Source organism: Rhodopirellula sp. UBA1907 (genome assembly GCF_002337565.1).
Lineage (GTDB): Bacteria > Planctomycetota > Planctomycetia > Pirellulales > Pirellulaceae > Rhodopirellula > Rhodopirellula europaea.
Genome location: NZ_DDGH01000094.1, coordinates 240,248 through 260,358 on the forward strand (window position 1 = coordinate 240,248; position 20,111 = coordinate 260,358).

General features: G+C 56.6%; 11 protein-coding genes and 1 pseudogene. 8 read left to right on the plus strand and 4 right to left on the minus strand.

Features of this window, described 5'->3' with window-relative positions:
* Positions 1 to 454: 454 nt before the first annotated feature.
* Entirely contained in the window at positions 455 to 682 is a 228-nt protein-coding gene (locus tag B2R17_RS22540) for a hypothetical protein (RefSeq protein ID WP_286765769.1), read from the minus strand.
* Between the two features lie 208 nt (positions 683 to 890).
* Between B2R17_RS22540 and xrtU the strand changes: the two are divergent.
* Together xrtU and B2R17_RS22550 are read left to right on the plus strand one after the other, a co-directional pair.
* A pseudogene (gene xrtU, locus B2R17_RS22545) lies at positions 891 to 2,563 on the plus strand (exosortase U).
* Positions 2,560 to 4,053 carry a tetratricopeptide repeat protein gene (locus tag B2R17_RS22550; RefSeq protein WP_286765770.1) on the plus strand — a complete coding sequence of 498 codons (1,494 nt, stop codon included), beginning with the start codon at positions 2,560 to 2,562 and terminating at the stop codon, positions 4,051 to 4,053. The pseudogene xrtU and the gene B2R17_RS22550 overlap by 4 nt, the downstream one beginning before the upstream one ends.
* 1,138 nt (positions 4,054 to 5,191) lie before the next feature.
* Here B2R17_RS22550 and B2R17_RS22555 read toward each other — a convergent pair.
* Both B2R17_RS22555 and B2R17_RS22560 read right to left on the minus strand, forming a co-directional pair.
* Positions 5,192 to 5,836 (minus strand): hypothetical protein, encoded by a 645-nt coding sequence (locus B2R17_RS22555; RefSeq protein WP_286765771.1) that lies wholly within the window; start codon positions 5,834 to 5,836, stop codon positions 5,192 to 5,194.
* Positions 5,837 to 6,380: 544 nt separating this feature from the next.
* Entirely contained in the window at positions 6,381 to 8,096 is a 1,716-nt protein-coding gene (locus B2R17_RS22560) for a hypothetical protein (protein WP_286765772.1), read from the minus strand.
* 407 nt (positions 8,097 to 8,503) lie between these two features.
* Here B2R17_RS22560 and B2R17_RS22565 point away from each other — a divergent pair, with 407 nt between their 5' ends.
* From B2R17_RS22565 to B2R17_RS22585, 5 genes are all read left to right on the plus strand, one after another.
* A complete protein-coding gene (locus tag B2R17_RS22565; RefSeq protein ID WP_414707390.1) occupies positions 8,504 to 11,575 on the plus strand; it encodes a dockerin type I domain-containing protein in 3,072 nt (1,023 codons plus the stop codon).
* A 489-nt stretch (positions 11,576 to 12,064) separates the two neighbouring features.
* Positions 12,065 to 15,811, plus strand: coding sequence for a DUF4347 domain-containing protein (locus tag B2R17_RS22570; RefSeq protein WP_414707391.1), 3,747 nt, complete (start codon positions 12,065 to 12,067; stop codon positions 15,809 to 15,811).
* 238 nt (positions 15,812 to 16,049) lie between these two features.
* Positions 16,050 to 17,255, plus strand: coding sequence for a hypothetical protein (locus B2R17_RS22575; protein ID WP_286765774.1), 1,206 nt, complete (start codon positions 16,050 to 16,052; stop codon positions 17,253 to 17,255).
* Positions 17,256 to 17,344: 89 nt separating this feature from the next.
* On the plus strand, positions 17,345 to 18,391 hold the full coding sequence (locus tag B2R17_RS22580) for an endonuclease/exonuclease/phosphatase family protein (RefSeq protein ID WP_286765775.1): 1,047 nt from the start codon (positions 17,345 to 17,347) through the stop codon (positions 18,389 to 18,391).
* On the plus strand, positions 18,388 to 18,633 hold the full coding sequence (locus B2R17_RS22585) for an RNA-binding S4 domain-containing protein (protein ID WP_007325922.1): 246 nt from the start codon (positions 18,388 to 18,390) through the stop codon (positions 18,631 to 18,633). The genes B2R17_RS22580 and B2R17_RS22585 overlap by 4 nt, the downstream gene beginning before the upstream one ends.
* 11 nt (positions 18,634 to 18,644) lie before the next feature.
* On the opposite strand, the gene B2R17_RS22590 is transcribed toward B2R17_RS22585, so the two are convergent.
* Entirely contained in the window at positions 18,645 to 19,388 is a 744-nt protein-coding gene (locus B2R17_RS22590) for a DUF726 domain-containing protein (protein WP_236616057.1), read from the minus strand.
* A 254-nt stretch (positions 19,389 to 19,642) separates the two neighbouring features.
* Here B2R17_RS22590 and B2R17_RS22595 point away from each other — a divergent pair.
* Positions 19,643 to 20,111, plus strand: a 469-nt coding sequence (locus tag B2R17_RS22595) for an Hsp70 family protein (protein WP_286765776.1), incomplete at its 3' end; no start/stop codon positions are given.

A 20,111-nucleotide genomic window follows, 5' to 3' on the forward strand; every position in this document is an offset into this window, starting at 1 on the left:
TCAAACCCGGATATTTTACCAATCTTCGTAACCCGCCGCGTTAGCAAGGTTTCCGCGTGAGACGCACGCAACGGTTCGCAGTCCTGCAAACAATCTGAAATTTGGCGATTCCAGCTACGATGCGGAGAATTTTTGATCGCTGCCTTGCTGACGCGGCGGGTTGTGACACGACAAGCGACGCTCGGATGTAGCTGGAGCACCGACTTAGAGGCCTAAGTCGGTTACGTGTGTGCATTCTCGGCGTTCCTCCATCGCCGAAGCGGCAAGAGCTCGAACACATCACCTGTCGTAGCCGATTCAGGCCCTGAATCGGCCTCCCCAACACGATCAGGAATTGCATCAAATTCTGATATCTTGCCAATCTTCAAAACCCGCCGCGTTAGCAAGGACTCTGCGTGAGAACGCACACAACGGTTCGCAGTCCTACGAACAATCTGAAATCTGGCGATTCCAGCTACGATGTAAAGAACTTTTGATCGCTGCCTTGCTGACGCGGCGGGTTGTGACGCGACAAGCGACGCTCGTCCGCATCGCCGGATTTGCCGAGGATTCGGACGTACGGTCCCTCGCTGACGCGTTCGGGTTGTGATTGGAAATTCCAGCGTCCGATTGAGCGGGATTGCCTGCAATTCTTTTCGCGATTGCGGTGACAATCGACTAGCAATTTGTGGCGTTCGGACACTCCTCGCCTTATCATGGGGATCGACCTTTCCCCCCGCACAACAGACCGCAGTATGACTGAAGATTCTCCCGCGATCGCTCCCATGAAGACGAAGGCGAAGGTGCCGCTGGCTCCCGTTCGCACTCCGGTCATCCAATCCGTTTGGACTTGGTTTTGGGTGGCCCTGCTGGCCGCGTGCATTCCGATGCTGGCCATCTACTTCTCGCGGATGTGGCGTCTGGACCACTACCAGTACTTTCCGTTTGCGATTGGAGCAGTCGCTTGGCTGGCATGGTCCCGTAGCGACCGCTATTTCTACGCTCCGTCTCGAATCAGTTCCTTGCTGCTGATCTCAATGGGCGTGCTCGCCATGATCGGTAGCTGGAGCCTCCGGTCACCTTGGATGATGTCCATCGCCTTTGTCTGCTACGCAGCGGCGTGCTTGGGCGTGATGCGTGGCCCGCACGACAAGAGCCTGTTGATTCTCGCTCTGCCGTTGTTGCTGCTGATTCGTTTGCCGCTTGGCTACGACCAGTTGCTGGTGATTCAGCTGCAACATTTGACCACCATGATGTCGAGCTTGCTCTTAGATGTCCTCTCGATACCGCACGCGGTGACACGCAATGTGATCGAACTGCCAAGCCGAGAACTGTTTGTGGCTGAGGCGTGCAGTGGAATCCAGTCAGTCTTCACCATGGCTTTTCTGAGCACGCTGATCGTCGCGATCAATCGCCGGAAACTGTGGCTGGCTCCGTTCTATTTGATCATCGCTCTCATTCTCGCCGCCGGCGGGAATGTCCTGCGAGTGACCATGGTTGCTGTCGCTGATCAATGGATGTCGCTTGACCTGGCATCGGGGTGGGCTCACGACATTTTGGGATACACCACTTTGGCGATTTCAGCCTTCTTCCTTTGGTCCTTTGATGGAATGATCATGACGCTGATGCATGTGACTGGAACGACGGCGGACGAACATCCGGACAATCCAATCTTGCATCTTTGGAACTGGTTCGTTGACGACGGCCAAAACGTTGACGCAGTGGGCGAATATTACCGCAGCAATCAGGCTGGTTCCGATCCGAAGGAACTTGGATTTCAGCTCCAGCTAGCTCGTCTATTGGGCCGTTTGCAGGCCAAGCCTATCGCAGCAGCAATGGCGGTTCTGGGAGTTGTCTTGATTTCGGTGAGTTCGTCGTCAGCCATGAAGGTCAGTGCTGTCGGCGTGGAGGAAGGTGCGCAGGGCATGTTTGTTGATGGACTTATTTTCGAACCACCAGTTAAATTCATATCTTCAGGCAACAGCGGCTTTCGACTGAATGAACATCAACAGTCGCGTGACGGTGACCATCCCATTCTGGGACAAAATGCGGATGTTTGGACTTTCGAAGCGATGGTCAACGGCGTTCCGGTTCGCGGACAGTTCGTCTTGAGTCAAACTTACGCAGAGTGGCATGAACTTTGTCTTTGCTACGAGAACCAGGACTGGAGCTGCTCAATCGAGTGCTGGAGTCAACCGAGGCACCCGAGCCTGAAGCAGCAGATTCTGAATTTCAACCATTCGCTTACGCTCTATTTGGTGGTGACACCGACGCTCGCGGCCATCTTTGGTACTCGGCTATTACTTCATCTGCACGGTTTGTCTTCCCTCCCGAGCGTCCAGGACGGCTTGGCAGCCGATTCGCAGACGCCAGCGAAGATTTCGACGGAACAACTGAACCAATGATGATGCTGCAGTTGTGGGTGGTCGCACCTCAAAAACTTGATGCTTCGACGATTGATCGGATTGATGAGATGTTTGACGGACTGCGGCAGAAGATTGCGACCGCGGTCAAAGCGGCCAATGGTGGCTCAGCGATTGGACCGGACGATCAGGCAGAAGCCAACTTGGAGGTGTCGCCATGATTCGGTACCTCAACCCGTTGCAGTGGTTCAAGTGGTTTGGACAGTGGTTCATTGCTTGGTTTCGGACGATTCCGTGGAAACGCGCGTCAACAGCGATTCCCGCGTTGGGATTGACGATTGCTTTGGCGATTTTGCTGTTCGTTTCGACGGGCGAGAACGTTTCTTGGCGGAATCAGTTGATCCGCGAACAGTTGGCGTCCGCTTTCGAACGTGATGACTACAAGACAGCGGATCTGCTGATCCGGCGGCAGATCGAGGAAGGAGACGAGTCGGCGGAGACGCTGTACCGGTTGGCGGTGGCTCGGAATCAGCAGGATGAGACGGAGGAGGCTCGGTCGCTGATGCGTGGATTGGTGGCGCAGCAGCGTGATGCCCGTGCGGCTCGATGGTTGTTGCAGGAGCTCTATGAACAAAAGAAGTGGGCGGACCTGGAGAATGAGGAGCAGCGAGAGTTCGGACAGTTGCTTCGTCTGTTGAGCGAAGAAGTGCCTGATGATTTGGGCATCAAGAAGGCGTACGCGGACTATCTGATTCGCACCAACCGCCAGAATCAAGCGGTTCCGTACTTGGTTCAGCTCGCGTCCGTTCAGCCGATGTTTGGTTTGCAGGCGGCAATGATTTCGCGCCAGGCTGGCGAGGACGATGCTGCCACTCGCTACGCGGAAACGACGCTCGAAAAGATTCAGCAACTGTTTGAGGAAGAGCCGGCCAGCCCGCAGTTGGCAATGGCGAACGTGCAGGCGTTGATCTTCCTTGAGAAGCACGCGGACGCGGTTCGACTTTTGAGCGAATCGATTGGCCGGATGAAAACCAAGGAGCATCAGGCTGGGTTGCAACAGGCAATGGGCGACACCATCGTCGTCTGGATCAACAAGATTGAATCGGAACCGAACGAGACCGTTGAAGAACGCTTGCGGGTGCTGAAGATGCTGCAAGTTGCGTTGCAGTATGCTCCCAACAATCCGCGTGTGCTGAGTCTGGTTGCGGATCAGGTGCTCAAAACGCTGGAATCAGACGACAAAGAACTGGGCAAGATTCGAGCGGCACTGGTCAAAGGATCGTCTCCGGGAATCGCGAATTTCATCCGCGGGACGGCGGCCCTGTTGAAAGGCGATGCTGAGAAAGCAACGCTCCACCTGAAGCTCGCGGCAGAACATCTGCCGCATAGCTCGGCCATTCTGAATAACTTGGCAGTCGCGATAGCGGAGAAGGAAGATGGCAATTTGGAGCAAGCCCTTCAGATTAGTGAGCAAGCAATCGAAAGTGTCTCGACACCGAATGCCTACTTCTTTGAAACCCGCGGGCAGATTTTGACGAAGCTCGGTAAGCACCTGGAAGCTATCCCTGACCTCGAACGGGCTTTGGCGGAAGAGTCGCTGGCCAATGCGGCTCATGAGTCTCTGGCGGTTTGCTTTGAGGCGTTGGGGCAAGAGGAATTGGCGGAAGAGCATCGGGCGGCGATGACGGAAGAAGCCGAGACGACCGATTGAGGTGGTTGGGTTGGGCGGGGATTTGAATCGATTGCTCAACGATCCAGGATGCTCTTAGCGTTCGCTCGTCACAACCCGCCGCGTTAGCAAGGACGCTGTGCTGGTCGCCGGCTCCATGGCTCGGCATTGCTTCCATTGCGGGATGACTCCGTTGCCGACTCAGGCTTTGAGTCGGTTCACCACAACACCAAGAGCCTTGCTCACGCTGCGGGTTGGGACTTGGAGCAGCTTGAACCGCATCACTTGCGGTCCGAATTCTGGCGGATCTGGCTACTGGATGGACGGCTCCGGTGAGATTACGTTTGAAGGTGCAGAAGGCCGATTCAGGGCCTGAATCGGCTACAGGGTTGAAGAGTCCGATCTCTCGCGGATCCGGCTGCGGAAGACCGTCGTACGACGCTGCGGTTCAGTGCACGCGTTGCCGACTCAGGCTCTGAGTCGGTTGTCCACATCAAGAAGAGCCTTGCTTACGCTGCGGGTTATGACTTGGAGCAGCCTGAACCGGATCACTTGCGGTCCGGATTCTGGCGGATCCGGCTACGATATGAGTGGCCCCCGGCGGAATTGCGTTTGAAGGCGTAGAAGGCCGATTCAGGGCCTGAATCGGCTACGGGTTTGGAAAGTTCGATCTCTCGCGAATTAGGATACGGAAGACGGTCGTATGACGCTGCAGTTCAGCTCACACGTTGCCGACTCAGGCTCTGAGTCGGTTCGCCATATCACGAATAGCCTTGCTGACGCTGCGGGTTATGACTTGGAGCAGCTTGAACCGCATTACTTGCGGTCCGAATTCTGGCGAACTCGGCTACGGGATGGACGGCCACGGCGAGATTGCGAGTGGACGCGCAGAAGGCCGATTCAGGGCCTGAATCGGCTACAGGGTTGGAGAGTTCGATCTCTTGCGGATCCGGCTGCGGAAGACGGTCGTAAGACGCTGCGGTTCAGTACACGCGTTGCCGACTCAGGCTTTGAGTCGGTTCGCAGGACCACGAAGAGCCTTGCTTACGCTGCGGTTTGGGTGGTAGGGCGACGGGCGACGCTGATTCGACATAAAAAAAGGCGACTGTGAGCTTGGCTCGCAGTCGCCTTTTTTCGTTTGTCTTCGAGTCAATCTGAAGTCTTGCTGGCTCAAACAGGCTTATTGAGTGATACCGGCTTGTCCGGCTGCACTGGTCGTTGGCAACTTTGGTGCGGCCATTTGCTCGAGGCGTTCTCGATTGATCTTTGTGGCCATCACACCTGGCGATGTGGCGGGCTCGATGGTGGTCACCAGAACCTGCGGCTGAGGTTGACCGTCCAACACATAGTTGTCGACCGCGTCTCGCACCGATTTCAAACGCGACTGGGTTTCAGCTTGGTTGGCACCGCGAAGGACGTAGATTTCTCGGCGAGTTTCAGGTGCCTGGGTGGCGATCCAGCGGACGCGATTTTGGCCGGCGGCCAAGAGGGCTCCGTCAACGCCACGAAACAGCTCGTGTCCGATGGTGTTGTGCATGCGCCATCCGTTGCGTTTCATCGCTTCGAATGGCATCACGACTTGCAGGGCGTCCACTTCGTTGAATGGGTCTGGCCAAGCGACATTGCGGTGGTATCCGACGTGCATTTGGTGAACCAAGGAACCCCAGTCCGCCGATGCTGTTTGGGTGCGAATGCCACCGAATGCTGTCGCTGCGAGGATTGCGGCGAAGAGCAACGTGCGTTGTGTTGGGAACGTGGTCGCCATGGCGGGCAAGTCCTTTTGCAGGGCCGAATGAGTTTGAGTCGCAAGGTACTGGCTCCTCATCGCGAATTGCGAACAGGAAGCCTTGATGCTTTGTCTCATTCGTCACGTTGTGCCCTCGACGTTCAATCGCTGGACCGGAGGGGCCCCGGCTTGCGTGATCGATAAAGTCGCGGCAAACGTTAGGGTTGCCAGAACTCGGATGCTGTTCACCTGGGCCGACTCATGGCCTGAGTCGGCTACGGCGGTAAACCCGCCGCTTTTACGAGGCCACACGCCATGCACGTGTAGTCGACTCAGGCTCTGAGTCGACTGGTCCTCAACTCGGAAGAGCCTTGCTGACGCGGCGGGTTGTGACATGAAGCCGCGAGTTGGGCGTCGTTGCCGTCCGAATTCTGACGAATCCGGCTGCGGGGTGATAGCCTTGCTGACGCGGCGGGTTATGATTTGGAATAGCCTGAATCGCGAAACTTACAGTCCGAATTCTGGCGAAGCCGGCTACGGCAGTGCACGTAGTCGACTCAGGCTCTGAGTCGACTGATCCTTAACACGGAAGAGCCTTGCTTACGCGGCGGGTTGAGACTTTAAGCCGCGAGTTAGCCCCGTGTCAGGAGTCGCTGGCTTCGGTTTCGACGACCAGCTTATGAATCGCCTCGATGGCCTGGGACTCACTGCCGTGCAGGACTTTCATGGCCTCGGGGCCGCCGGTGATCTCAAACGCTTGTTCGACTTCATCGGGCGTCAGCCAGCCGCGATAGCCGTAGTAGCGGATCTCGGCCAGTTTCCGAAGCGGCGTCATTGATCGGTCGCCCAACACTTGAGCCACTCGTTTGCGAGCGACTTCAGGACTGAGTGTTGGCAAATCTGACAGCGTCAAACGCTCGTCGACCACCGCCCACAGAGACTTCAATTGTTCGTCGACATACGCCGATGGTGAACCTCGACCGACACGTGTCATGCGTTCGACTTCGGTGTTGTCCATCGCGGCGGAACTGACCAGCGTCTTGCCGTTGCGAGCGTCCATCACCTTCACACGGCTGATGTTGCTGACGGCGCCCATGCGATTTTCTTTCAGCCCCACGTCGAAATGGAACAGCAGGTCCAACTCCAGGTTGTGAGCGGTTTTGATTGTGTCGCGCGAGTTGCCTTCGCCGACGAACAGAACGCTGGGAATCCACATGGATTGGGGTGCTTCGTCGACCGTCTCACCATTGACGGTGTGCCCCTGGGTCGTGGATTCAGCCTCGACGTCAACCAAAGCATGTCCGAATTTGCCGTCCGAGATCCGTTTCGACAGGCCAGTCTTGACCGTGTCAGCGACCAGCCCCAGGAACTTCTCCATGCGAGAATTGACTTCCGAGTCGGTCATTTCCGCTTTCGGAACCATGGACGCCGCGGCTTGATTCCGTCGGCCTCGTCCAGACATGCCCATTCCCGGCATTCCCATTCCGGCCATGCCCATGTCTTCCTCGTACATATCCATGCCACCCATCCCCATCTCTTCTTCCATGCCGGCCATGCCTTCTCGCATGCCCTCATTCATTCCTTGCATGGAATTTGCCATCTCCATTTCCATGTCCATCATGCCGGAGTCCATCCCCATTCCCATCTCGCCGTTCCCCATGCCTCGAGAAGTTCCCGAGTCGGTGATGGGCGACGGATCCGTCGTTGAGGAATCGCCGTGGACCCCGAGGCTCACGCCAACCCGGAGGTGCCAAAGCGGTTTTCGGAAATGCTTGCTGAATTTGATTTGATCCATCTGCTGTTCAGCCGCGTCGCTGCCTCGAGCGATGAAGCCGTGGAAAAGCTGCAGAGCCAAAGGCAGGTTGCCGTATCGGTACGCCACATGGGCTTCGTTGCGAAGAACTGGCCCCAAAGCCACCGGTTGTTGTGAAGTCGACGCGGACGTTAGGACTTGCTGAACACGCTCGGCCAGCGGTGACCAATCAAGCTGGAACACTTCCAGCATCACCGTGGGCGACGGCTTCAGGTCGCCTCCACCGCGAGAGTTTGATTGACCGCCGTAGCCGGAACCGTATCCCGATTCGCCGTATGGATCCCCCATCCCTTGGTCTTCCATATCGGCGTCGTACATGTCCATGTCATCGTAGCCCGGCTCCATTTCTTCATAGCCGGAAGGGCCACCTTGGGCTTCCATCGCGGCACGCTCCGCCGCTTGCATCGTGGCCTGTTGGCCTTGGGCAACCGCGACCGACGAAAACGCGGTCGCGAAAAAGAGCGGGCCGAGCGTCGTCAAACAGATCGCCCAAGCAGCAGATTTGGCAGAAAAACGCAGCGACAGATCAGCGGGCTTTGTCGGCATGGGATGAATTGAATGGTGGAGAGGCGTTGCGGACGTTCAATCAAGCGTTTTGCTGGCAATCACGAGCGTGCGGGTGCATCCCGATCGCGGTGATTCCGGCAAAAATCCGAGCAAAAGGCTACTCGGAGCCAAACGGTCGTTGTCTATAATAAGCGACGACGACGAGCGTCGGGGAACGGATTCTGGAAAACCATCCAAACAATCGCGTGACAATTCATCGGATTTTGACGCGAAAGATGCCGCATCCAGGGAACTTTCCTCCCACCCGTGACGTCCACCATAAAACGTCTGCCCATCCGTTCCGCCTCGACATGTGAGAATTCGTCACGATGCCGCGTGTTTCCCTGACGAGCCTACGACGCCGCTCCCAGAGAAATCTGTCGCGCGGGACTCGTCGTCGCCTTTCGATGCAGACGCTGGATGATCGCCGCGTTCTGGCCGCGATTGTTGGCTCAGTCTTTTACGACGCCAACGACTCGCTGAAAAAAGAAGCCGAAGAATCGATGCTCGCGAATCGGCTGGTGTTCGTCGACCAAAATGACAACAGCACACTGGATCAGGGCGAACAATACGGGCTGACGGACGAAGCCGGTCAGTTCGTCTTCAATGGCCTCGGTGACGGCACCCACGTGATTCGTGTCTTCAACGGCACCGAGTCGCAAGTTCAAACCACGCCGACTGTGATCACGGCCAACCCGTTCCTCAGCGAAGCGGGAATCACGGCTGTCACGCCCGCCTTTGTTCTTGATGCGGGAACCTCGGAAGAAGACGTGCTGCCCGCCGTCTTCGCGAAAGGCACCTCGCTCAACTCCGTGACCAGCAGCGGCTCGATTGCATCGACGTTGGATTTGGGCGTCGGCATTCAAGCGATTTGGCGTGCACCTTCCGGCGAATTGATCGCACTGGGCGATAATGCCGTCGGACACAAAGCATTCATCATCGATGCGGCACTCACAGGATTCACTCCGTTCGAGGACAGTGACCTCGCACCGCAATTTGTCGATCACGCCATTGACGACGTCGGCCGCGGTTTGCTGTTGCAAGCGGACGAAAACGGATCGTCTCAGTTGTGGACTGTCGACACGGCCAGCCTCAGCGCCGAAGCGACAGGCACATTGGTCCCAACAGACACTCAGTTGGTTGGCGACTCGGCACCTCGTTCGACAGACGGCCCCACCCGTTCGATCCTGGCTCGAGCGACGCAAATTGATGACGGACAAGGTGGCTTTGCCGATGGATTGGAGATCCAGGTTTGGAGCAACGCCAGCCACTCGTTGTTGACCAACGACCCGATCATCGTCGATGGCGGTGTCGAAGTGGTCGCTTTCAGCGATGAAGCAGGCTTGTTGATCGTGCGGCAATCAGATGGATTGACGGTACACGATCTCGAAACCACTGACCTGGCGACTCTCTACAGCCTTCCGACCGACGCCCCCGTCGCGATCGATGCGGCCCGTGGTTTGATCGTCACGTTGACTCCTGACTCAGTCGATCCGGTCGAGGCCGGGTTGCGATTGATCGATGCTGAAACAGGCGACTTGGTCGTCGACCTCGCGATTGATTTGTCATCGTTGAATCTGCCATCCACCTCCGGTGCACAAGGCATATCGCTCGATCCCGAGCTGCGACGCGTCGCCATCGTTGGTGCGGCCGGATTGGCGGAAATGAGCCTTCGCACGCCGGCTCCTCACCGAGTTCAAATCACGAACAACGAAGACGCAGCACCGATCGAATTTGGGATGCGTTTGATCGGTGCCAACACGGCACCGGATTACAACACTCCGCCAAGTTGGACGATGGACGAGGACACTGTCCTGACCAGCGAGGCTCCCGCCGTATATGGCGACGCGTCCGACGCAGATGACGACGATTTCATCCTGCTGCCGATGCAACCAACCGGTGCCGGAGTGTCGACGGTAACGCTCGCCGGTTCGCTTTCGTACGTTCCCATCGAAGACTTCGCCGGCGTTGATCAGTTCACCGTTTGGCTGCACGACGGACGCGATTTCACCGAGCATGTTTTGGACATCACGGTAGTGAATGTGCCAGACGCTCCCGTTCAGGTCGTGCCTCACGTCGAACCGGTCCCAGAGAACATTCTGGTAAACGGTATCATCGGCGAAATCGAAGTCATCGATGGTGACGGCCAAGGCAACCACATCATTGAAATCGATGACGACCGATTCATCGTCGACGCGAACGGCAATTTGATCTTTGTTGGCCCCGACAAATTGAACTGGGAAGATGAATGGGCGATCCCGTTGATCATCACGGTTCACGATCCTGACTTCGAAGAACCTTTGGTTCACACCGCGACGCTGCAAATCACCGACGAAGACGATCCGATCGAGGATGTGTTGCCAGGCAATGCAACCGTGCGTGAAAACTTCGAAGGTGACGTCGTCACCGAGATCACCGTGGTCGATGAAGACGACGACCAGTTCTACGACTTCGAAGTCGATGACGACCGCTTTGTCATCATCAGTGGAAGCCTGCGATTGAAGCCGGGCATCGCCGTCGATTACGAAGCTGAAGAGAGCATCGTGATCAACGTCACCGTTTCTCACCTGGACGACTCGTTTGAAAAAGCAATCACCTTGCAAGTGATTGACTTGCCGGAAGCCCCCACCGGCTTTGCTCTCACGCCCGCCACGGTGGAAGAACAGCTTGCCGGTGCGACGGTTGGTGAACTTCGCATCGCCGGTAACCCTGCCGCGAACAATCACACTCTGACAGTCAACGATTCGCGATTTGTGTTCGATGGATCGACGCTGAAGTTGGCAGAAGGCGTCGCGGTTTTGGTTGCCGACCAACAAGAAATCGAAGTCGACATCACCGCGAGCTCGCAATCGCCCGGAGTCGATCCGGTCACGGAAACGTTCTTGATTCAAGTGATCGAGAATGACACGCCGTACCACAACGACACCGAGCCTCACGATGTGAACGGCGACGGTGACGTCAGTTCGTTGGACGCACTCACGATCATCAACTACCTCAACACCTACGGTCCTGGACCGGTTGGCTTTGGTGATCCCGGTTTCGGTTACGACGTCAACGGTGATGGATTTGTCACCGCGTTGGACGCGTTGTTGGTGATCAATCATCTGAATCACATTTCGACGCCCGCTGGCACGGTCAACAACGGTGAAGAAGAACCGGACGGAGAAGGCGAAGGTGAACCTGACGTCGATGACGAACTCGCCCAAAAGAGCGACGATGATTCGGGACAACCGTTGGCACCTGGTGGCGATAGCACGATTGGTCCAAACGCTCCCCGCGGTTTCGCTCAATCATCGCTTCGCAGCCAAGCTCGCGATTCTGTGCTGACGGACTTGACCAAATTGATTGATAGCAGCACGCAAGATCCGTTTGGAGTCACAACGGACCAGCTCGTCGATGTGCTTTCACGGGTGAGCGATCTGGGCGGCGACAACCACGACTCGGCACTCAAATTGTTGTCCGACGAATCGGACGAGTAGTCGTCGCGATAACCGTTGATGAATCAGCCAACCGGCGGTAGCAGCGGTTTCCACCCACACCGTCGTTCTGCTTGCTTTGCCGATGCGTTCGTCATGCAGGCGCGATTGCATGTGTTTCGTAGTGGAAACCGGGCCTAACGGCCTGCGGCTAATTGGATTTGCGTTAGCGGGCTGTTGATTTAATGAGCCGTACCGCGTTAGCGGCGGTTAGTCAGACGCCAACCGGGGCTAACGCCCATCGGCTAATTGTTGTCATTTGGTATATGACTAAATCAACAGACTGTTAGGCGTGCGAACGGGACCAAACCCTGAACGGCCAACGATTCCTGCCAAATCTTCTACGGCAACGAACTGCCAAAATTCACATTGGGCGAGTTGTATCGAATGTGCCGGTAGCTATGCTAGGCGAAGCACCCCTCTACAGGGCCGCATTATGGTTGGTCGTGCCGGAAGGTTGCTGGTATCCAAGCCGTACCGGAACTGCATCTGATGACTCGATTCCAATCCAAACGCAAACCTTCTTTCGCCCATCCTCAATGGTCCGTTGAGCCGCTGGAGCCACGGCTCATGCTGGCGGGTGACGCCGGTGCAGAAGTCGCTGCGGCCGCCGGAACCAGCTCAGCCGATTCAAGCTCGTCTGACACGATCGCGGACTCATCCGCTTCGACCGCATCGGTGACAGAGATTGCGTTCGTCGATGGCGACGTCGAGCAGTCCGAACAACTCACCGGATTGATGCGAAGCGGTGTCGAGATCGTGTTGCTCGATGGAACAAAACCCGCGATCGATCAGATGACTGCGGTCCTAAGTGGCCGCACCAACGTGCGAGCCGTGCACATCGTCTCGCATGGTGAAGCGGGCGCATTGCAGCTGGCTGGGCAGAGAGTCGATGCGGAAGTGTTTCAACAACGTTCCGATCAACTCGCGCGATGGAAGCATTCGCTTCATCGTGACGCGGACATCATGCTTTATGGATGCAACGCCGGATCGGATGTCGCTGGACACAACCTGATCACGACGCTCGCACGTTTGACATCGGCCGACGTCGCTGCGTCTGACGATGCGACTGGGCACGCATCCCAAGGCGGTGATTGGGACTTGGAATCGCACGTTGGCAACATCGAGACTTCGTTGCTCGCGAGCGTGGAGCAATTGCAACACATTGAAATGGTTCTACCGATCTCGATTCGTGCAGCCGGCACGACGGGCTCCGAACAGATGCAGTTGCAAGTCAACGGCGAAGTCGTCCAAACGTGGAACAACATTGGCGGCGACGTCGACGCTCGCCAGTTCCAAACGTTCACCTACAACGGTGCCGCGGACGCGACGGCGGATGATGTGCGAGTCGTCTTCACCAACGATTTGTATCAGCCCAGCCAAGGCATCGATCGCAATTTGGTCGTCGACTCGATCACCGTCAACGGTGTCACGGTCGAGTCAGAAAACGCGAATACATTTGGAACGGGAACCTGGCGAGAAGAAGACGGTGTCGCCCCTGGATTCCGACGCAGTGAATGGATCCACAGCAACGGCTACTTCCAATACGCGGCGCCATCAGCATCCAGCTCGATCTCCGTTTACGCGGCCGGTGCCGAGAACACGGAAACGATTGAACTTTGGATCGATGGCCAGCGAGCCCAAACGTGGCAGAACATCGGTGGAGACATCGACACAGGCGATTTCGTCAAACTGGATTTCGAAGCCGACACGACGGTCGATATCTCACAGATTCAAATTCGCTTCACGAATGACCTTTATCAAGCCGACGACGGTATCGATCGCAACGTTCGCATCGACCGAATTGAACTGGACGGAACGTCTTATCAAACCGAAGCTGAAACGGTTTATTCCACGGGCACATGGCAGGAAGATGGCCTGACGCCAGGATTCAAACAATCCGAATGGCTGCACGCAAACGGCTACTTCCAATATGGAATCACACCGACCAATCCTGGAACGATCTCGCTCGCGACCAGCAACGTGACGGTCGACGAAGACGCGGGGACTGCCTTCGTTCAAGTCATTCGATCGGGCGGCAGTGACGGCATCGCCACGGTTGACTACGACACGTTCGCTGGCACGGCGACCGATGGTGTCGACTACACGCGTCAAACCGGAACGCTGACGTTTGCCGACGGTGTCACCGAGCAAACGATCGTGATTCCTATTCTCGATGACGCTTTGCTGGAAAACAACGAAACCTTCAACATCACGATCGACAACGTGCAAGGCGGAGCCAACTTGCTGGTTCCTAGAACTGCGACGGTGTCGATCGTTGACAACGAAGTCAGCCTGCCCGACTACTCGAACTTCGCAGACATATCCGGTTTGACTCTCAACGGCACGGCACGTCAAACCGGCAACACGCTTGAACTAACACAAGCACTCAACAACCAAGCGGGCAGTGCGTTCTACTCCACCGCGGTCAATCTCACCGACGATGGATCCTTCCGCACCGCCTTCACATTTCGTGCGATGAACGGTGCGGGCACGAACGGTGCCGACGGCCTGACCTTCACCGTCCAAAACGATCCCCGCGGAGCGACCGCCATTGGCGGTTCCGGTGAAGAACTCGGTTACCAGGACATCTCCAACTCGGTCGCCGTTGAATTCGATACTTATCGAAACAGTCTGGACCTGAACGACAACCACGTTTCGATCTTGACCGGTTCGGTGTATTCGAACGTGCGAACTGCGGTTCCGGAAATTGATCTCAACAACGGAAGCCCGCGATACGCATGGGTCGAATACAACGGGACGAGCAATGTGTTGGCGGTCTACCTGTCCGACAACGCAACGAAGCCGACTGAAGCTTTGATGAAGGCCACGATTGACTTGCAAACGCAGGTTGGTGATTCAGGATTCGTCGGCTTCACGGCTGGCACAGGCGGACTGGACAATTCACACCGCATCTTGAACTGGACCGTCGACCAAACCGATCCACCGTTCGATCCACCCGTTGTTGGCGGTGACGAAGTCCTCAGCACGACGATCGCGTCACAACTTCATTTGCCAACCGCCATCGATTGGCTCCCTGACGGAACGATGTTGGTATCTGAACAAGGCGGAGTCGTCAAAACGGTTCGTGGCGGCGCGGTCGCCAACGATCCTTTCATCGACATCTCGGGAATCGTCAACGGAACGCGCGATCGCGGACTGCTCGATATCGCCGTGCATCCAGACTTCGCAAACAATCCGTACGTCTATCTGCTCTTCACCTACGACCCGCCGGAGGTCAATCAGTACAGCAACGGATCGTTGGCCGGTCCCGATGGCAAAGGCAACCGCGCCGGCCGTCTGATCCGTGTGACCGCTGATGTCGCCAACAACTATCAAACAGCCGTCGCGGGAAGCGAAGTCGTTCTGCTGGGCAGCAATAGCACGTGGGAAAACTTCAACGGGTTTGCCAACAGCACGTTCAACTTCACCGAAGCTCCCGCCGGCGAGAATCCAGACGGAACCTACATCAACGATTTCATCAACAGCGACAGTGAATCGCACACGATCGGATCACTCGCCTTCGGAATCAACGGCGAGCTGTTCGTCTCGATCGGCGACGGTGCCAGCTACAACCGTGTCGATGTCCGAGCCGACCGCGTCCAGGATATCGACAGCTTGTCCGGTAAGGTGCTGCGAATTGATCCGCTAACCGGCGAAGGTTTGTCAGACAATCCGTTCTTCAACGGCGATCCAGACGCCAACCGATCCAAGGTCTATCAGTTGGGCCTGCGGAATCCGTTCCGAATGTCGGTCGATCCCGTCACCGGACGTTTATTCGTGGGCGATGTCGGCTGGACTAAATGGGAAGAGATCAATTCAGCCGGTGCCGGTGCCAACTTTGGATGGCCGTTCTACGAAGGCGGAAGTGGAACCAGCTTGGTCAACTCCGGATACGCAAACACACCTGAAGGAGTCGCTTTCTTCGCGGAAAACGTCGTCGTGACTTCCTCGCAATATGGGCTGAATCATCAAGCCGATGGGATCAACGCGATCGTGATGGGCGACGTCTATCGTGGAAACCTATACGGCGACGATTACACCGGCGACGTGTTCTTCAACGACCTGGGCCAAGGCATCGTCCGCCACGGAGACGTCGACGCGACCGGAGCAATCACCAACGTGCAAACCTTCACGACCGGTGCTGGCGCCGTGGTCGCGATCAGCCAAGGCCCCGACGGAGCCCTGTACTACGTCGACCTCGACGATGGCTTGGTCGGACGCTGGGAAATCGTTTGATTCCGCTTCGATCTGAAAGAGTAGAACGGTTGTCCTCAACTGTTCCGGTGCGATGGCAACTTGTCGTCGCCCCTCTATAGCGAGCGATGGCGGTTATTCGGGAAGTTTCCCACCATCCGTCCAGAGATTGTCCTTGCCAGCCGCACTCCACCAGACGCGTTGTTGACATTTGGCCCCTGCTGCGTCACGTTCGGGGACACGAAATCACCGAAAATCCCCGCCTCAAAGCCCATTCTCCGTGTCGCTCGATCCCCAACTGCTCGCCCGCCTCAGCACCGATCCTGCCAAACGCATCGACGAAGTCATCGCCCACTATCGGCGTGAACGTCAGCCGGTCGAATTGTTCGAAGCCCTGAAGATGAAAAGCCGGCTGGCTCATGGTCTGCCGATGATCGCGGATCCTGACGAACCGCTGGCACCCGCCAAATCGGATGCGGAAAAACAACGTGAGCGAGATCTCGAGGAAGATCTCCTCGACGCATGTCGCCAAGCCGGTGCGATGCTTATCCAAGACGGACGCATTGCGGAAGGTTGGATGTACCTGCGTCCGACCGGTGACAATGAGTTGGCAAAGCGATTGCTCGAAGACATCGAAATCAACGACGACAACTACGACGAGATGACCCAGGTGCTACTGCACGAGAACGTCGATCTCCGTCGCGGGTACAACGCCGTGCTTCAACACCAAGGCACGTGCAATAGCATCACGCTTTACGACCAAGCCATCGCGGCACGCTCGCGAACGGATCGACAGATCGCCGCCGAATGTTTGCTCACCTCGTTCTACAACGAACTGCTTTCGCTCGTTCGCGACGACTTCCGAAATCGCGGACCGGAAAACGGTGTCACTGCCGAAGCCATCGAAGAAGACGCCACGAAACTCAATCTCGGCGAACTGATTGCCAAGTACAAATGGATCCTCGGTGGCGGCGGCTATCACCTCGACACGACTCACCTGTCGTCGACTGTCCGCTTCGCGACTGTGATCGACGATCGCGAAATGATCGATCAAGCTTTACAGCTTTGCCAGTACGGACGTCGATTGCCATCTGATTTTCAATATCCCGGCGAAGAACCTTTCGTCGACTTCTATCCCGCTCATTCAGCGTTCTTTTCCGCGTTGTTGGGACAGAGCGTTGACACCGCACTGCGAATGTTTGAACAGAAGGCTCGCACGGTCGACGTCAACGTTGCCGGCGCCGGTGCCATCGAAACGTACATTGATTTGCTCGATCGAGTCGGCCGCCCCGCGGAAGCACTCCGCGCCGCGATCGAGCTGTTCCCCGATGACGTTCCCGTTCAACGAGTCTTGCCCGAACTGTTGGCGATGGCTCGACGAGCCAAACAGGCGGGCGACACTTCGGGCCTCGATGCTCTAGAAAAGTTCTGCTTCGAGCGATCTGACCTCCTCGCCGTCGCCGCCATCGCGGCAGAAAAAGCTTGACCGGCGGAACCACCAGATCAACTTCCCCGCGGCAAACTCCACGCGAGAAACAATCCCGCAAGATTCACTCATCAGTGACGAATGACACCATGCGTTTTCTTTTCTTGCTCGCCTTCACCGGGCATTTCATCAGCGGGTTTGGATCTGCCGCGTTCGCGCAGCAGCCGGCCGAATTCAGCGTCATGACTTGGAATTTGGAATGGTTCTTCGACAATCAAACAGCTGATAACCCCAGCGAACTGGGCCGCGAAAAAAGTGCTCCCAGTCGCGGGCAATGGGATTGGCGTCGCGACCGCGTGGCGGCGGCGATCGCGAAAGTCCAACCGACCGTAGTCGCGTTGCAAGAAATTGAGAGCCAGAACGTCATGTACTTTCTGACTCGAGCGATCGATCGCAACCATGGGCTGAAGTACGACGACTATGTGATCAAAGGCGAAGATTTCTACACCGAACAGGACGTCGCTTTTCTCGCGACCACCACAACCGGCGTGCAATCCATTTCTCGCGGGGTCGTGACACCGTCGATGAAATCACGCGGCTACGCCTCCGTCTCCAAACACCTTTTCGCGGTTGTCGAGATACCGGTCAACGGAAAGATCGAACTTTTGGTGATGGCAAACTGTCACCTTCGTGCGATGGCCGAGAAAGGCGAATTGCGTGCGAAACAAGCACGAACGCTTAGCCTGTGGTTGGAACGTTTGGTAGCTGGCGTAAAAGCATCGCAGGAGAACCCTGAGCAACCGGTTCATGTACTTGTCACCGGCGATTTCAACACGGAAGAGTTGGCAGGCAGAATTTCATCGGACTCGGACCTAGCCGTTCTGATGTCGCGAGGCACCAAGGATCCCGCTGATGATTTGGTTGACTTGCACGATCATATTCCCGCCGCAGAACGAACCACGCACCTGTTACCAGGTCGCCAATTCGATCGCATCCTCGTTTCGCGAGACTTGGTCATCGACACTCCCGGAGTCGTCGACTTATCCCTTCGCGATGTGTCGGTTCGATCCGATTTGAACTTCGGCGGCAGACAAGACACCCAAGACGAACACTGGAACAACTACTGGGGCATCGCTGATGACCAGCGTGACATCAGTGACCACAATCCCGTCCTCGCACGATTTCAAATCCAATGAGCGATTCACCGACGCAGCCCAACGTTCCAGTCCCCATGGTTCGACTGGATGATTTCCTTAAACGAGAGGGTTTGGTTGGAACCGGAGGCGAAGCCAAGGTGCTGATCCAGGGCGGCGAAGTCATCGTCAACGGCGAAGTCGACACGCGTCGTCGCAAACAACTGCATGACGGCGATGTCGTCACATTCAACGGCGAAGACTACCCGGTCGATGTGGCATCACTCGGCGATCCACCAATGTGAATCAGTTGGATCTAGCTGATCGCGTATTGTCCGAACCGATTCCAGTAGCCGCTGTGATGGCCCCAAAAATTGAACTGGTTGGGCAACTCGCGACAAAGGTCGTGATTCATCAACCGATCGCTCAGCTTTTCGCAAACGATCGCACCGGTACCGACAACGCGATCGATGACGGGTGCCATGTTAAGGATTCGATCTCGCGGCGAATAAAGGTTGATCAACCGACCGCGAAACGCATCCGCTTGATCGTTCCAATTCAGTCGCGATGTCATCCCGCCCATCAGCAACAGGTCATCGACGCGGCAATCTCTTTCGGCGAGCTTCTCAAGAGCCGATCGAATCACGACCGTTCCCAGCGAATGCCCCACCAGGTGCAACGGTCGCTTGCCAACTCCGGGAAGTTCCAAGATTTTGTCGGCCAACCGGATTCCGTCTCGTCGAGCGCAGTAGTACCGATGGCGGAAACTGGCTGCGCCGATAACGGCGGCGGTTCCAATGCCGCCAGCCAAAGTACCGACTCCGAGCAACGCTCGGCCACCGTGAATGGCAGGCAAAGCCGCACGGGCACCGCGAGCGATCACGCCCACCGATGGCCCAACTTCGGTCCAGGATCCAGCGGCCCACAGCACGCTGTACGTGGATCCTCTCAATTCGGCAGCACGAATCAGATTGGCGTTCGGTCGAGCCCGGTAGCCGGCCACCACGACGTGGATTGGCCCGCGACTCGATTCTTCAATCGCATCAATCCGGACTGCCATCAACAACTCTTCGGAAAAAACAAAAACAAGCTCGCCATATCGGCGAAATCAGCTCACCCAAAATACCCGATCAACACGCTTCGACGCAAAGCGATTTCTGAGCCCGATTTTCTACTCTTCCGCGGCCCGGTTACTCCCGTTAGATCCACCTGCTTCAACGGATGCACGGCGAGACGCAAAATCACTAGACTATCACCGCTCGAAAATGCTTTTGCCCGCCGCGATCACCCACTCTCGAACACCGTTCTCGATTCATGCCTGAATTCGGATCCGATTCGTCTTTCCCAACCGAAGAACCGGTGTGCATCGGGATCGATCTCGGCACCACGCACTCGTTGGTCAGCGTTTTCCGCGATGGCAAACCCGAACTGATCTCCAACGCTCACGGCGACAAGCTCACGCCATCGATCGTGGGTGTTCTGCAAGACGGCCAGATCGTGGTCGGCTCCGCTGCCAGAGAACTTCGCGTCACCGCGCCGGAACGATGTGCATGGGTGTTCAAACGCTACATGGGCCAAGAACGCAAACTCAAACTGGGCGACAAGGAATTCACGCCTCACGAGTTGAGCAGTTTGGTTTTACAGTCGCTTCGTGATGACGCGGCTGCTCAGTTGAACACTGAAATCACCGACGCTGTGATCACTGTCCCGGCGTACTTCAACGATCACCAACGCACCGCGACACGGTTGGCGGGCGAAATGGCGGGCTTGAACGTTCGCCGTA